Annotated in this window: 14 protein-coding genes; 7 read left to right on the top strand and 7 right to left on the bottom strand. The window is 64.4% G+C overall.

The genetic code is table 11. The features are described from left to right. Positions 1–2 precede the first annotated feature (2 nt). The gene (locus tag RMN99_RS00465) at positions 3–1,262 is read right to left on the bottom strand and encodes a DUF4010 domain-containing protein (RefSeq protein ID WP_309621314.1); all 1,260 of its coding nucleotides are present in this window, start codon (positions 1,260–1,262) and stop codon (positions 3–5) included. Between the two features lie 85 nt (positions 1,263–1,347). On the opposite strand from RMN99_RS00465, the gene RMN99_RS00460 reads away from it, so the two are divergent. After that, positions 1,348–3,792, top strand: a complete 2,445-nt coding sequence (locus tag RMN99_RS00460) for a ligase-associated DNA damage response DEXH box helicase (protein WP_309621313.1) — start codon at positions 1,348–1,350, stop codon at positions 3,790–3,792. A gap of 181 nt (positions 3,793–3,973) precedes the next feature. Here the strand turns inward: RMN99_RS00460 and RMN99_RS00455 are convergent, their stop codons facing one another. The 4 genes from RMN99_RS00455 to RMN99_RS00440 form a co-directional block, all read right to left on the bottom strand. Then, positions 3,974–4,432 (bottom strand): biopolymer transporter ExbD, encoded by a 459-nt coding sequence (locus tag RMN99_RS00455; protein ID WP_309621312.1) that lies wholly within the window; start codon positions 4,430–4,432, stop codon positions 3,974–3,976. A gap of 38 nt (positions 4,433–4,470) precedes the next feature. Then, on the bottom strand, positions 4,471–5,004 hold the full coding sequence (locus RMN99_RS00450; RefSeq protein ID WP_309621311.1) for a biopolymer transporter ExbD: 534 nt from the start codon (positions 5,002–5,004) through the stop codon (positions 4,471–4,473). Between the two features lie 120 nt (positions 5,005–5,124). Next, positions 5,125–5,886: a MotA/TolQ/ExbB proton channel family protein gene (locus tag RMN99_RS00445; protein ID WP_309621310.1), complete on the bottom strand. Its 762-nt coding sequence runs from the start codon at positions 5,884–5,886 to the stop codon at positions 5,125–5,127. Between the two features lie 76 nt (positions 5,887–5,962). After that, a complete protein-coding gene (locus RMN99_RS00440) occupies positions 5,963–6,628 on the bottom strand; it encodes an energy transducer TonB (protein ID WP_309621309.1) in 666 nt (221 codons plus the stop codon). A 404-nt stretch (positions 6,629–7,032) separates the two neighbouring features. On the opposite strand from RMN99_RS00440, the gene RMN99_RS00435 reads away from it, so the two are divergent. Both RMN99_RS00435 and RMN99_RS00430 read left to right on the top strand, forming a co-directional pair. Beyond that, positions 7,033–7,812, top strand: coding sequence for a hypothetical protein (locus tag RMN99_RS00435; RefSeq protein ID WP_309621308.1), 780 nt, complete (start codon positions 7,033–7,035; stop codon positions 7,810–7,812). Positions 7,813–7,874: 62 nt separating this feature from the next. Continuing rightward, positions 7,875–9,185, top strand: a complete 1,311-nt coding sequence (locus tag RMN99_RS00430; RefSeq protein ID WP_309621307.1) for a homoserine dehydrogenase — start codon at positions 7,875–7,877, stop codon at positions 9,183–9,185. Here RMN99_RS00430 and RMN99_RS00425 read toward each other — a convergent pair. Next, positions 9,182–9,622: a hypothetical protein gene (locus RMN99_RS00425; protein WP_309621306.1), complete on the bottom strand. Its 441-nt coding sequence runs from the start codon at positions 9,620–9,622 to the stop codon at positions 9,182–9,184. The genes RMN99_RS00430 and RMN99_RS00425 overlap by 4 nt on opposite strands. An 82-nt stretch (positions 9,623–9,704) precedes the next feature. Beyond that, positions 9,705–10,196, bottom strand: coding sequence for a hypothetical protein (locus tag RMN99_RS00420; RefSeq protein WP_309621305.1), 492 nt, complete (start codon positions 10,194–10,196; stop codon positions 9,705–9,707). Positions 10,197–10,350: 154 nt separating this feature from the next. On the opposite strand from RMN99_RS00420, the gene glpX reads away from it, so the two are divergent. From glpX to RMN99_RS00400, 4 genes are all read left to right on the top strand, one after another. Then, positions 10,351–11,337 (top strand): class II fructose-bisphosphatase, encoded by a 987-nt coding sequence (gene glpX, locus RMN99_RS00415; protein ID WP_309621304.1) that lies wholly within the window; start codon positions 10,351–10,353, stop codon positions 11,335–11,337. A gap of 92 nt (positions 11,338–11,429) precedes the next feature. Next, positions 11,430–12,365, top strand: coding sequence for a ribose-phosphate pyrophosphokinase (locus RMN99_RS00410; protein WP_309621303.1), 936 nt, complete (start codon positions 11,430–11,432; stop codon positions 12,363–12,365). Between the two features lie 4 nt (positions 12,366–12,369). Further along, positions 12,370–13,017, top strand: a complete 648-nt coding sequence (locus RMN99_RS00405; RefSeq protein ID WP_309621302.1) for a hypothetical protein — start codon at positions 12,370–12,372, stop codon at positions 13,015–13,017. After that, complete coding sequence (locus tag RMN99_RS00400; protein ID WP_309621301.1) at positions 13,014–13,796, top strand: inositol monophosphatase family protein; 783 nt, start codon at positions 13,014–13,016, stop codon at positions 13,794–13,796. Before RMN99_RS00405 ends, RMN99_RS00400 begins: the two co-directional genes overlap by 4 nt. Positions 13,797–13,847: the final 51 nt, after the last annotated feature.

Here is a 13,847-nt window from a genome sequence, read left to right as displayed (position 1 = left end):
TTTCAAACCAGCAGCGCCCCGCCGCCCATCGCAGCAAGGCTGGCGAGCATCGTCAAGGCCCCGCCCGCCCCCTTGCGTCCGGCCAGACCCAGCAGCGTCGCGGTTTTGAACGCGGTGTTGAGCGCTACCGGCACTGCCAGCACCAGCGCCGCGGTGCGCGGGCCGAGCGTGCCCGCAGGCAAGTTGCCCATGGTGATGACCGCCGAATCGACATCGACCGTGCCTGCGATCGCCAGCACAGTGGCAAGGCCAGCATCGCCGTACCGTGCCAGCACCCAGCGCGCGGCCACGGTCAGCGCCATGGTCAGCAGCATCAAAAGCAGCGCGGGCTTCATTTCAAACGGGTTTTTCACGCTCACCGGCCCCGCCTCGCCCGCTGCCTCGCCGCGCGCGCGGCGCAGCAGCACGGCCGCGCCGGCCAGGCTCACCAGCATGGCCGGAACTGCGATCCGGGCAAAACCTGGCAATGCAAACGGCGCCAATACCGCGCACAGCAGCATCACCCGCAGGAACATCACCGCACTGGCCAGCGCCACCCCGCCATTGAGCAGCGCCGAGCCGCTCTCAGCCTCGCGCAATTTACCGCCGAGCGCGGCGGTGACTGCGGTCGAACTGACCATCGATCCCGCCGTCGCAGTGGCCAGGATCCCGCGCGCCGGCCCCATCAGCCTGACCCCGGCATACCCCGCAAAGGAAAAACCCGAGACCAGCACCACCACCAGCCATAGCTGGCGCGGCCGCCAGGCACCGAATGGCCCCATCGGCGTGTCGGGCAGCAGCGGCAGGATGACCAGCGCGATCAGCGCAAAGCGCGCTACCGCCGCCATCTCTTCGGCAGCGATGTGCCGCAGCGCATGGTGCAGCCGTTTGCGCTGCGACAGGAGCAGCACCGTGATCCCGGCCAGCACCGAGGCCAAGGCCGGTTCACCGTTGCCGGCCAGATAGCCTGCGGCCAGGGTGATCAACCCGGTCAGGCTGGCCGTGCCGCTGACCGAAGCAGTGCCGCGCGTGCTGCGCCAATAGCCCATCAGCACCAGTGCAGCGGTGGCGGCCAGCAGCACCGCAGCAAGCGCGCTGGCCCGCGCCTGCAGCACCCCGGCCAGCCCGCCCGCCAACGCGAACAGGCCATAGGTGCGGATCCCGGCAAAGCGGCTCCCGGCTGGCTGGTCGCGCATCGCCCAGCCGCGCTGCAACCCGATCAGCAGGCCCAGCGCAAGCGCCAGTCCCAACTGCGTAAGGTCGCGTGTCGCCAGGCTTTGCATGCCGCGGTTGTGGCAGTGCGGGCGCGGCAGCGATAGGGGGAATGGTGATGGCAACACTTGACCATTGGGTGCATTGATGAGCACAATGACCGCGCCCGCGCTTCCCCCCGAACTGGCAAAATGGTTCGATAGCCGCGGCTGGACACTGCGCCGCCATCAGGCCGAAATGCTCGAAAGCGCTGCGCGCGGGCATCACGCGCTGCTGGTGGCCGATACCGGGGCGGGCAAGACGCTGGGCGGGTTTCTGCCCAGTCTGGCGGATTTCTGCCGATCGCAAGGCGCGCTGCCCGAAGACGGGCTGCACACGGTTTATGTCTCGCCCTTGAAAGCACTGGCGCACGATGTGCAGCGCAACCTGCTGGCCCCGATCGAAGCGCTCGGCCTGCCGATGCGGGTTGAAGTGCGCAGCGGCGATACCCCCAGTGATCGCAAGGCCCGCCAGCGCGCGCGCCCACCGCACGTGCTGCTGACCACACCTGAATCGCTGTCGCTACTGCTGTCCTATCCCGAAGCCGCCACGCTGTTTACGGGCTTGAAGCGCGTCGTGATCGACGAGGTTCACGCCATTGCGCCAACCAAGCGCGGGCACCTCCTGTCGCTGTGTCTGGCCCGGCTGCAGGCTTTGGCCCCGGCGATGCAGCGCGTGGCGCTGTCGGCCACGCTGGCCAATCCAGAGGATTTCCGCGCCTGGCTGGCTCCGCATGGCCAGGCCGGCACGGTCGATCTGGTAATCGGCGAAAGCGGCGCGCCCGCGCAGCTCGAGATCATTCTGCCGCAAGAGGCACGCATCCCGTGGAGCGGCCATGCTGCTGCCTGGGCGGTGCCGCAACTGATCGCGGCGATCGCGCAGAACCGGACGACCTTGATCTTCTGCAACACGCGCTTCCTGGCTGAATTCATTTTCCAGCGGTTGTGGGAAGCCAACGACGCCAATTTGCCGATCGGCATTCACCATGGCTCGCTGTCGAAGGAGGCGCGGCGCAAGGTCGAAGGCGCGATGGCCGATGGGCGGCTGCGGGCGCTGGTCTGCACCGCCAGCCTCGATCTCGGGATCGATTGGGGCGATGTCGATCTGGTGGTGCAGATGGGCGCGCCCAAGGGATCATCGCGCCTGTTGCAGCGGATCGGCCGCGCCGGGCACCGGCTTGACGTGCCCAGCCGGGCGCTGCTGGCACCGGGCAACCGGTTTGAGTTCCTCGAAGCTTTCGCGGCGCTCGAAGCGGTGGAGGCGGGGCAGCGCGACGGGGAGGAACTGCGCCCCGGCGGGCTTGATGTGCTGGCCCAGCACGTGATGGGCTGCGCCTGCGCGGGGCCGTTCGATGGCGCTGCGCTGCTCGCCGAAGTGCAGAGCGCTGAGCCCTTCCACTGGCTCGATGCGGCGCTATGGGACCGGGTGCTCGCTTTCGTTGCCACCGGTGGCTACGCGCTCAAAGCCTATGACCGGTTCCGGCGGATCGTGCTCGGCAAGGACGGCCTGTGGCGGCTGACCCATCCTGAGCAGGCCGCGCGCCACCGGTTTAACGCCGGGATCATCGTTGATAGCGAGATGGTGGAAGTGCGGTTCCGGAACGGCCGCGCGCTTGGCCGGGTGGAGGAAAATTTTGCCGCCGCGCTCAAGCTGGGTGACACCTTCCGCTTTGCCGGGCTTGATCTGGAAGTCGAGGCGATGCGCGAGACCGAGCTGCTGGTTCGCGCGGCCAAGCGGCCGGGGCAAATCCCCAGCTATATGGGTCAGCGCATCGCGCTGACCACGCATCTGTCCGCGCGGGTCCAGGCCTTGCTGACTGACCGCGCCGGTTGGGCCCGCTTTCCCGATGACGTACGTGAATGGCTGGAAGTACAGGATTGGCGCAGCGAACTGCCTGCGCCTGGAAAGCTGCTGGTGGAAAGCTTCCCGCACGAAGGGCGCGATTACAGCGTTTTCTACACCTTCGAGGGCTGGCCGGCCAACCAGTCGCTTGGCATGCTGATCACGCGGCGGATGGAAATCCGCGGGCTGATGCCGCTCGGCTTCGTGGCCAACGACTATTCGCTCGCCGTGTGGGGGTTACGCGCGATCGATGATCCGGCCGCGCTGCTGTCGAGCGACATTCTGGGCGATGAGTTCGCCGACTGGGTCCAGGACAGCTATCTGCTGCGCCGCGCTTTCCGCGAGGTTGCGGTGATTTCGGGGCTGATCGAACGCCAGCATCCCGGCAAGAAGAAAACCGGCAAGCAGGTCACCTTCTCGACCGATCTGATCTATGACGTGCTGAGGAAGTACGAGCCCGGCCATGTGCTGCTTGAAGCGGCCTGGGCCGATGCCCGCGCCCGGATGACCGATGTTGACCGGCTCGCCCGTCTGCTTGCGCGTGCCGCCGCGCAGTTGTGCCATGTGCGGCTTGACTGGGTCAGCCCATTGGCGGTGCCGGTGCTGGTGATGATCGGGCGCGAATCGCTGCCCGCCGGGCAGGCCGATGATGCCTTGCTGCTTGAGGCCGAGGGGCTGGCCGGCACGGCGATGCGGATCGACCGGGGTGACGTGGCCTGATGGCGCAGTAACAGGTGCGGATTGGCGCGCTGTCGGACGCAGATGGGGGCGGCGAGAGTCCGCCCCTGCGCGCACTGGCTTTCCGCGGCAACAGATTCGGAGCGCGGATGCTGCGGACGACGAAAAGGGGGCGGATTGCTCCGCCCCCTTCGAACCATCGCGTGGTCGTATACCGTTGCGTCTAGTTGGACGCAGCCGGGGCGCCCGGCGCTTTGCCGAACGTCGCAAACTGTTCGTTGCCGACAAACCCGAAGGCCGAAACACCCGAGCCCTTGATGATGTTGAGCACCTTGGCCGCAGTATCATAAGGCGCCGACGGATCGGGCTGGAACTGCAGTTCGGGTTCCGGCTTGATCTTGATCGTTTCCTGCAGAAGCGAAACCAGCTGGCCGTCAGTGATGACGGTGTTGTTCCAGGTGATTTCGTTCGACGGGGTGATCGAGACCTTGTTCTTGTCGTGCTTGGGCGGCGGAACGTTCGTCGGCGGTTGAGGCGCCGGCAGATCGATATTCACCGCATGGGTCGCGACTGGAATGGTGATGATGAACATGATGAGCAGAACGAGCATGACGTCGATAAGCGGCGTCGTGTTCATTTCCATCATCGGTTCGCCATCGTCGCTGCCGCCTGACATTGACATGCTGGGTTACTCCTGAATTGGCTTCCGGGTTTGCTGACTTAGCCGTTCGGATCGACCGGGGTCGAAATGAACCCGACGGTCGGATAACCGGACACCTGGACGTTATAGATTACACCGGCGATGCAGCGCCACGGGGCGTACTGATCGCCGCGGATGTGCACCTGCGGGATTGCTTCGGGGTTATTCTTGATCGCTTCGGCGCCACCGGCCTTCTTCACGATCGTATCAAGGCGCTTGAACGCCATATCGTAGAGTTCCTGCGAATCCACCGCGGTCGTGTTGTTGAAATACACGCGGCATTCTCCGCCCAGCGAAGCCCCTTCGAAACCCGGATCGCCAGCACTGCGTCCACCTGCATCGGTGGTGCTCACCGTCAGCAGCAGGTTTTCGACCTTGTCCTTCGATTCGGACGAAGGGAAGATCGGAATCTTCAGCTTCTGGATCGTCTGGATCGCGATCGGAACCGCGATGAGGAAGATGATCAGGAGCACCAGCATCACGTCCACGAGGGGCGTGGTGTTGATGTCCGACATCGGCTTCTCTTCGCCGCCGCCGCCAACTGACATCGCCATGAGTCAAATCCTATCTGTTCTTGTTGGGGCCGGGTTGCCGCCAGGTGGCGAAAACCGGGTCCCTGGTCCGGGCCCGGTGCGGATGGCCAAGCGCCACCCGCACCGTGCTCAGCTTGTTACTCAGGCCTTGGGAGCCGGAGCAGCGGCGGCGGGCTTGGCAGCAGCTGCTGCAGCCGTCACGGCCGGGCGCACCGCACCCTTCGAATTGATGTTGGCCAGAATGTCGGTCGAGAAGCCCGACAGATGTTCGGCGATGCGCTTGTTGCGGGCCTGCAGGTAGTTGTAGGCGAGCACCGCGGGAACCGCGACGAGCAGACCGAGCGCGGTCATGATCAGGGCTTCACCGACCGGGCCTGCGACCTTGTCGATCGAGGCCGAACCGGCGATGCCGATGGCGATCAGCGCGCGGTAGATGCCCACCACTGTCCCGAACAGGCCGATGAACGGCGAGGTTGCACCGACCGTTGCGAGGAACGGCAGGCCGCCGGCGAGGCGGGCGTTGATCGACTGTTCCGAACGGGTCAGCGAACCTTGCAGCCAATCGTGCGCATCGGTTTCGTTGACCATCTTGCTGTGCTGGTCTTCAGCGGCGAGACCGTCTTCGACGACCTGGCGCCAGGCGCTGTTCTTGTCGAGCTTGGCCGCGCCGTCGCGGAGCGAAGGTGCGCGCCAGAAGTTCGCGCGGACCGCCTTGTGCTGGCTCATGATCTTGTTCTGCTCGATCCACTTGGTGATCAGGATGAAGAACGAGCCGAACGACATGATGCCGAGAATGGAAACCGTCGCATAGGCGATGAAACCGCCCTGCTCGAGGGCTTCGGCGAAGCCAAATTTGTTCTGCGGGGCTGCGGAAGCAGCTGCGGCGAGAAGTTCAAAAACCATGCGATAGTCCTCTCAAAAAGCATTGAAACGTTAAACCCATGCGGCAACCCGGCACACTGCCGAGCCCCGCCCATTCCTATTCGTCCTGCAGCACCCAGCGGAAGCGGCTGCCCCACGATCCGGTCGTCGCCTCGCCGTCCTTCATGGCCGGCGTGAACTTTGCACGGCGCATCAGCAGCGAGCAGGCGGTCGAATCGAGATCCGGACTGCCGCTCGACGAGGTGATGTCACACCCGGTCGGCCGGCCGTCAGAACCAACGCTGAGACGGAACCCGGTCGTGCCCTGGCGTTCTTCACGCGCGGCGCGGGTCGGATAGTCATCGTTGGTCACCCAGCGGCTCGGATCGCCCTTCGGCTTGGCCGCAACGGTCGGTCCCTTGGGCGGCGGCGGCGTCGGCGCAACAGCCGTTGCGGTGGCAAGGGGCACGTAAGTCTGAGTCGGTTGCACCGGCGGGGCGCGATCGACCGTTTCCACGTTGTTCTGCGGCGGAGACAGATTGACCCTTGGCGGCGGCACCACGATCGGCGGCGGCGTCACGTCCTTCTTGGGTGGCGGCGGCTTCTCTTCCTTTTTCGGCTCGTCTTTTTTGATATCGACGGTCGTCACCTTCTTCACCACTGCCTGAAACCCTTGATAGGCCAGGCCGGTAACCAGCGCATAGCCAAGGGCAAGGTGCAGAAGGGCGACTAGGACAAAGGCGGCAATCCTGTTGCCGCTCATCTCTTGGTCAGCGTAGGCCATTCAGATGCATCTCTCCATACCAGTCCTCCGGGCCGAAACCCGGACCTAACGCCCGCCCTTTCCGCAAAGGAAAGGCGGACGCCCCAAAATCGTTCTTATCCACCCTGCGGGTCAACCCAGAATAACCTGGAAGACGCCCGACGTCCCCAGAGCCAGATCGCAGGCCATTGCTTTGATTGGCCCGGTTTTGTTGAATCATTAGCTTCGTGATCGCGTGTGCGCAACGCTTTATCCGTTAACCTCTGATTCAACTGTGCTAATGCTGTGATAGCATGAAATGCCGCCGTTTCCTGCGGTTGCGGATGCTTCGTCGGGATGATGTGAGAATGACAGGTTCGGCTTTGAAACGTAAGTTGTGGCAGCCATTGGCGGCATTGCTGGTCATATCCGCGGCGATTCAACCCATGGCCCGGGCGGCTGATTCGCCGATCATGGCAGCGCCAGCGCCAAGCTATGCGGACCTTGCGGACCTCGCCGATCATGCCCCGCTGGTGGTGCGCGCCAAGGTTCGCAAGGTGGCGGTGGTCGAGCCCGAACGCGCGCCCGGGCTGCGCCCCGGCTGGGTCCGGATCTATATCGAGGCGAAAACCGAAGCCGTTATCGGTGGCACCACGCCGCTTGGCCAGGACTTGCGCTATCTTGTCGATATGCCGCTCGATAGCAAAGGCAAGGTGCCCAAGCTCAAGAAGAAAAGCGTGATCCTGTTCGCGCGCACGGTGGCAGGAAAGCCCGGCGAATTGCAGCTGGTCGCGCCCGATGCGCAGCTGGTCTGGGATCTTCGTCTGGAAGAGCGGGTCAAGGCGCTGCTGACCGAACTGTATGCCCCCGGCGCACCGCAGCGCATCACCGGGGTGCGCCAGGCCATCCACGTGCCGGGCAACCTGGCCGGCGAAGGCGAAACACAGATCTTCCTGACCGCCGCAAACGACGAACCGGCGGCGATGACTGTGCGCCGCAGCCCGGTGCAAGCACCGGTATGGGGGGTTTCGTTCAGCGAACTCGTTTCGGGGAGCGGCGCGCCCGACCGTGACAGCCTGGCCTGGTACCGGCTCGCCTGTTTCCTCCCGCCCAGCCTGCCGGCCGCGGCCAATGTTTCAGAAGCGATCGACGACCGGATGGCTGCCGCGCAGGACTATGCCTTTGCGATGGGTCAGCTTGGACCCTGCCCGCGCACCCGCAAATAGCATATCGGCTTGCCCCGCTGGCCTGCGCTGCCTAAGGCCGCGCGGCGCGAAAAGGGAGCATCATGGCAGAGCCGCTCAGAATTGCACTTGCTGGTCTTGGTACAGTCGGGGTCGGGGTTATCCGGCTGGTCGAAGCCAACAAGGCGCTGATCGAACGGCGCGCCGGACGGCCGATTGCGATCACCGTGGTCAGCGCGCGCGACCGCACCCGGGCGCGCGGTGTCGATCTGTCGCCTTATGCCTGGGAAGACGACATGGTGATCCTGGGCGAGCGCGCCGATGTCGACGTGGTGGTCGAGATGGTCGGCGGCTCGGATGGTCCGGCGCTGGCCTGCTCGCGCACCACGATAGAGGCCGGCAAAGCGCTGGTCACCGCCAACAAGGCGATGATCGCGCACCACGGTCTGGAGCTGGCCGCCAAGGCCGAAGAACACAAGGTCGCGCTGAAGTTCGAAGCCGCGGTGGCGGGCGGGATCCCGGTGATCAAGGGGCTGCGCGAAGGCGCGGCGGCCAATGCGATCGAGCGGGTCTACGGGATCCTCAACGGCACCTGCAATTACATCCTGACGGTGATGGAAGACAGCGGGCGCGATTTTGCCGATGTCCTGGCCGAAGCGCAGGCCAAGGGCTATGCCGAAGCCGATCCGGCCTTCGATGTCGAAGGGATTGATGCGGCTCACAAGCTTTCGATCCTTGCCGCGATCGCCTTTGGCACGCGGCTGGATTTTGCGAGCGTGGACACGGCCGGCATCACCCGGCTGCGCGCCGCCGATATCGCCCAGGCCCATGCACTGGGTTATGTCATTCGCCTGATCGGCATGGCCGATGCGGGCAGCGAAGGCCTGTTCCAGCGGGTCCAGCCGCATCTGGTGCCGATGGATCACCCCCTGGCCCATGTCGATGGCGCCACCAATGCGGTGGTCGCCGAAGGCAACTTTTCGGGCCGGCTGCTGTTCCAGGGCGCGGGTGCGGGCGATGGCCCCACCGCCAGCGCGGTGGTGGCCGACCTGATCGACATCGCGCGTTCGACACGGGTTGGGGGCGAGGTTGCCAACGCTTTCTCGATGCCGGTGGCTGAACTCGAAGCGATGGCCCCGGCCCCCAGCGGGCACCGCCTGGGCCGCGCCTATCTGCGCTTCATGGTCAAGGACCGCCCCGGCGTACTGGCCGAGATTGCCGCCGCGCTGCGCGATGCCGGGGTCTCGATCGAAAGCCTGATCCAGAAGGGCCGGGCCGGCGAGAGCGGCGAAGTGATGGTCGCGCTGGTCACCCACGAAGGCCCCGAAAGCGCGGTCAGCGAAGCGCTGCGGCTGCTCGAAGGCTCGGACAGTCTCAGCGAGGCGCCGCTGGTCCTGCACATCCTCGAAGATTAGGGCGCGGGCGCTTCGCCCTTGGCGATCCGGTCGGCGTCGGAACCTTCGGGCGCGGACGGCAGGGCGCTTACGTCAAGATAGTAGGCGGGCGTTGGCACCGCGCCGAATTTTGGGCACGACGGGCAATAGCCATGATCGAACCGAGGCGCGGTGGGGATATTGCCATCAAGCGCCCGCCGCGCCGCTCGCGAATTGGGATCGGTCTGGGCGGTCGACGGCACCCGCTGATCCTTGGGCCGATCGAGGCATACCACGATCTCGTCGGGATCGGTCTTGGCGCAGCGCGATCCACCCGGTGCGTCGCCGTAGACGGCTTTGGCGTTGTCGATCATGTCCTGCGCCTTGCGATCGGCCGCTGCGGTTTCGGCAGGAGGAGCGGCCGGGGCAGGCGCGGCGGCCAGCGCCGCCAGGCACAGCAGGATCGCCAAACTCCGCATCGCCGCTCCCGTCCCAAACCCGCAAGTCAGGAAGGGGCGCGGCGGTTAATCGCGGCTGAATGGATCAAACCGGCACCAGCGATCAGAAAGTATCGCGCGCGCCGCTGATTTCCTTTTCCTTCTCGTCCGCCACCGCGGCCGCCATGTTGATGGCCTTCTGCAGCTGGGCGCTGCTGGCATCGTCGTTAAGCTTGACGTTGTAGATCAGGAAATCGCCCTGCACTTCATAAGCGCCGACCTTGAGCCCGAAATTGTCGCGCAGCAGATCAAGCGCGCGGCCGCCGATCTTGTCATCCTTGACTTGCGCAACCGGCGCAAAAATCTGCCGGATCATAAGCGGTTTGGCTTCTTCGACATGGCCCGAGACAAACACGATCTGGGTCCGCTGGTCTTCGGAAAACTTGAAAGTCATCTTGAAATCGCCATCGTTGTCGATCTCGTATTTCTGGCCCAGCGCATCAAGCTTGCGCTTCATCGAATTGTCTTCGGCCTGAGTCACGGCGGGCGCCAGCATGGCGGCGGCAACCACGCCGGCGATTGCCACGCGCGCCGCAGTCAGCAACGGTGAAGTCATCTTGAGTTCCCTCCTATTGGGCACGAGCCCGACCTGGCAATCGGTATAGCCCGCAGCGCAAATCCTGCAAGTGGCCGGTCATACTCGACAATCGGGTCTGCCCCGGTTAAGCGCCCGGCGTACATACCTATGCATAAAGGCCAGATGAACCACCATGACCACTTCGCAGCCCCCCGCCAGCCAGGTTCTCGACCGTGTTCTGGTGCTCGAAATGGTCCGCGTGACCGAAGCCGCCGCCGTCAGCGCCGCGAAGCTGATCGGGCGCGGCGATGAAAAAGCGGCCGATGCCGCCGCGGTCGAAGCGATGCGCGCGGCCTTTGACGAGCTGGCGATCGACGGCACCGTGGTGATCGGCGAGGGCGAGCGTGACGAAGCGCCGATGCTGTTCATCGGCGAAAAGGTTGGCGGCGCGATCGGCACCGGCCCCAGGATCGACATCGCGCTCGATCCGCTCGAAGGCACCACCATCACTGCCAAGGCCGGCCCCAACGCACTGGCGGTGCTGGCCTGCGCCGAAGAAGGCAATCTGCTCAACGCGCCCGATGTCTATATGGACAAGCTGGCGGTTGGCCCGGGCTATCCCGACGGGATCATCGATCTGGCAAAGAGCCCGACCGAAAACGTCAAGGCGGTGGCCGCCGCCAAAGGCGTGGAGCCGGGCGACCTGATGGTCTGCGTGCTTGACCGGCCGCGCCATGCCGCGCTGATCGCCGAACTGCGCGCGCTGGGCTGCGGCGTTGCGCTGATCCCCGATGGCGATGTGGCGGGGGTGATCGCGGTGACCAACGAGGATACCGGGATCGATCTCTACATGGGTTCAGGCGGGGCGCCCGAAGGCGTGCTGGCGGCGGCGGCGCTGCGCTGCGTTGGCGGGCAGTTCAACGGCCGCCTGATCTTCCGCAATGACGATGAACGCAAACGCGCCGCCAAATGGGGCATCGCGGACCTGCACAAGATCTACAAGCTGGAGGAACTGGCCAAGGGCGATTGCATCTTCGCCGCCACCGGGGTGACCGACGGTTCGTTGCTGAAAGGGGTCAAGCGCCGCAAGGACGGCGTGCTGACCACCAACAGCGTGGTAATGCGCGCCAGTTCGGGCACGGTTCGCTGGGTCTCCGGCGAACACCGCATCAAGCGCTGATCCACACCCTAGCCGCACCACCTTCTTGCAATGCCCCCCTGCCCCGCTAAGGCCGGGCCAGGGTTGATCTTGCGGATGAGAGGGCGAATCGCATGAAACTGCTGGCCGGAAATTCCAACCTGCCACTGGCACGGGCGATTGCGGACTATCTCAAGCTGCCGCTGACCCAGGCCGATGTGCGGCGCTTCGCCGATGACGAGATCTTCGTCGAGATCCACGAGAACGTGCGCGGCGAAGACGTGTTCGTGCTGCAATCGACCAGCGCGCCGGCCAATGACAATCTGATGGAACTGCTGATCTGCATCGATGCGCTGCGCCGCTCTTCGGCCAAGCGGATCACCGCGGTGGTGCCCTATTTCGGTTATGCCAGGCAAGACCGCAAGCCGGGCCCGCGAACGCCGATTTCGGCCAAACTGGTCGCCAATCTGATCACCATGGCAGGGGCCGACCGGGTGCTGGCGGTCGATCTTCACGCCGGACAGATCCAGGGTTTCTTCGATATCCCGACCGACAACCTCTATGGCGCGCCGGTGATGGCCGCCGATATCCTGCAGCGCAGCGGCGGCGACAACCTGATGATCGTCTCGCCCGATGTCGGCGGTGTGGTCCGCGCCCGCGCGCTGGCCCGCCGGCTCGACAATGCGCCGCTCTCGATCGTCGACAAGCGCCGCGACAAACCCGGCAGCAGCGAAGTGATGAACATCATCGGCGATGTGAAAGGCTGGGACTGCATCCTGATCGATGACATCATCGATTCGGGCGGCACCCTGTGCAACGCGGCGCAGGCATTGATGGATTCGGGCGCGAAGAGCGTCACCGCCTATCTCACCCACGGGGTGCTTTCGGGTACGGCGGTAGAACGGGTTGGCGCCTCTGCACTGAAGGAACTGGTGATCACCGACACGATCCAGCCGACCGAAGCGACCAAGGCCGCAGCCAAGATCCGGATCCTGCCGATCGCGACACTGATTGGCGAAGCGATCCACCGGATTGCCGAGGAAAGCTCGGTTTCGAGCCTGTGGGATTGAACCGATGTCCGGTAATGCGATCTCGTTCGACGGGCTCGACCAGATTGGCCGAAAAAGGCTTTCAGAACACTTCTTCTTACGTGAGTTCCTTTATTCAGAAACCGCGATCAAGCACGGCGTGATCAATGTGCCTGATGACCTGGACCTGGCTGTCGAAGCGGGGTCACATCTTTGCCAGGAACTTTTGGAGCCGCTGCAAAAGCGTTTTGGTAGAATTCATATACGTTCTGCGTTTCGGTCTTGCGCCGTCAACCAATTGGGCAATTCGCTCGGACTGAACTGTGCCCGAAACGAGGCAAATTTTGCTGACCACATATGGGACCGCACCGATGGCTCGGGCAACATGGGTGCGACCGCTTGTATTGTGATCCCGGAAGTTGCTGACGTTTTGTCCAAGCCTGGCGAGTGGGTGCAGCTCGCGTGGTGGATTCACGACCATCTGCCTTATTCGTCACTGCATTTCTTCAACACAATGCTGGCTTGCAACGTGCAATGGCGCGAGAATCCAGTGCGACGCATCGAAAGCTGGGTGGGCTGGCAAGAAGATCGTGTCTGGCGCAAAAAAGGATTGCTGACCAAGCCTGGCATGGACAACCATCACGGCGACCATTCGGATCGATACCCGGTTCTTAGCGAGAGATTTGGTCTATGAAACTGGACACCGAACTTGCGCTCGCCAATCGCCTTGCCGATGCGGCGCGCGCGGTGATCCGGCCGTTGTTTCGCAGCGGGATCGGCAGCGAGCGCAAGGGTGACCGCACGCCGGTAACCGAAGCCGACCGCGCTGCCGAACAGGCGATGCGCGACCTGATCGTCGCCGCATTTCCGGGCGACGCGATCCACGGCGAGGAATTTGGCGCGACCAACGGCACATCGGGCCGGACCTGGGTGCTCGATCCGATCGACGGGACCACCGCCTTCATGGCCGGGCGGCCGATTTTCGGCACGCTGATCGCGCTGGTGCAAGAAGGCTGGCCGGTGCTGGGCCTGATCGACCAGGCAATTTTGGGCGAACGCTGGATCGGGATCACCGGCAAGCCGACCACATTCAACGGCCAGCCGGTCCGTACTCGCCCCTGCCCCAGCCTGGCCGAAGCGGCGCTGGCCACCACCGGGCCCCACTATTTCGACGATCACCAGGGCGAACACTTCATGGCCTTGGCCGCCAAGACCGATCACAAGCGGATGGTGATGGGCGGCGATTGCTACAATTATGCCATGCTCGCCAGCGGCCACCTCGACGTGGTCTGCGAGGCAAACCTCAAGCTCCATGACTATGCCGCGCTGATCCCGGTGGTCGAAGGCGCGGGCGGAGTGATGTGCGACTGGAACGGCGATCCCTTGCACGCCGCCAGCGATGGCCACGTGCTGGCGCTGGGCGATCCGGCGCGGGTGGAGGACGTGGTTGAAGCGCTAGCCTGCGCGCACTGACCAAAAGAAAGCAAGCCAAACGCCCCTTCTGTCTGTAAGGGCGCGCTCATC

This window comes from Novosphingobium sp. (assembly GCF_031417815.1).
Classification (GTDB): domain Bacteria; phylum Pseudomonadota; class Alphaproteobacteria; order Sphingomonadales; family Sphingomonadaceae; genus Novosphingobium.
The sequence above is the reverse complement of the archived record's forward strand: the minus strand, read 5'-3'. Positions and strand labels throughout refer to the sequence as shown.

What these genes read in the sequence shown, in the direction of transcription:
- RMN99_RS00465 (WP_309621314.1), bottom strand. Translation starts at nt 1,262, where the DNA reads ATGCAAAGCCTGGCGACACGCGACCTTACGCAGTTGGGACTGGCGCTT.
- RMN99_RS00460 (WP_309621313.1), top strand. Translation starts at nt 1,348, where the DNA reads ATGACCGCGCCCGCGCTTCCCCCCGAACTGGCAAAATGGTTCGATAGC.
- RMN99_RS00455 (WP_309621312.1), bottom strand. Translation starts at nt 4,432, where the DNA reads ATGTCAATGTCAGGCGGCAGCGACGATGGCGAACCGATGATGGAAATG.
- RMN99_RS00450 (WP_309621311.1), bottom strand. Translation starts at nt 5,004, where the DNA reads ATGGCGATGTCAGTTGGCGGCGGCGGCGAAGAGAAGCCGATGTCGGAC.
- RMN99_RS00445 (WP_309621310.1), bottom strand. Translation starts at nt 5,886, where the DNA reads ATGGTTTTTGAACTTCTCGCCGCAGCTGCTTCCGCAGCCCCGCAGAAC.
- RMN99_RS00440 (WP_309621309.1), bottom strand. Translation starts at nt 6,628, where the DNA reads ATGGCCTACGCTGACCAAGAGATGAGCGGCAACAGGATTGCCGCCTTT.
- RMN99_RS00435 (WP_309621308.1), top strand. Translation starts at nt 7,033, where the DNA reads ATGGCCCGGGCGGCTGATTCGCCGATCATGGCAGCGCCAGCGCCAAGC.
- RMN99_RS00430 (WP_309621307.1), top strand. Translation starts at nt 7,875, where the DNA reads ATGGCAGAGCCGCTCAGAATTGCACTTGCTGGTCTTGGTACAGTCGGG.
- RMN99_RS00425 (WP_309621306.1), bottom strand. Translation starts at nt 9,622, where the DNA reads ATGCGGAGTTTGGCGATCCTGCTGTGCCTGGCGGCGCTGGCCGCCGCG.
- RMN99_RS00420 (WP_309621305.1), bottom strand. Translation starts at nt 10,196, where the DNA reads ATGACTTCACCGTTGCTGACTGCGGCGCGCGTGGCAATCGCCGGCGTG.
- glpX (WP_309621304.1), top strand. Translation starts at nt 10,351, where the DNA reads ATGACCACTTCGCAGCCCCCCGCCAGCCAGGTTCTCGACCGTGTTCTG.
- RMN99_RS00410 (WP_309621303.1), top strand. Translation starts at nt 11,430, where the DNA reads ATGAAACTGCTGGCCGGAAATTCCAACCTGCCACTGGCACGGGCGATT.
- RMN99_RS00405 (WP_309621302.1), top strand. Translation starts at nt 12,370, where the DNA reads ATGTCCGGTAATGCGATCTCGTTCGACGGGCTCGACCAGATTGGCCGA.
- RMN99_RS00400 (WP_309621301.1), top strand. Translation starts at nt 13,014, where the DNA reads ATGAAACTGGACACCGAACTTGCGCTCGCCAATCGCCTTGCCGATGCG.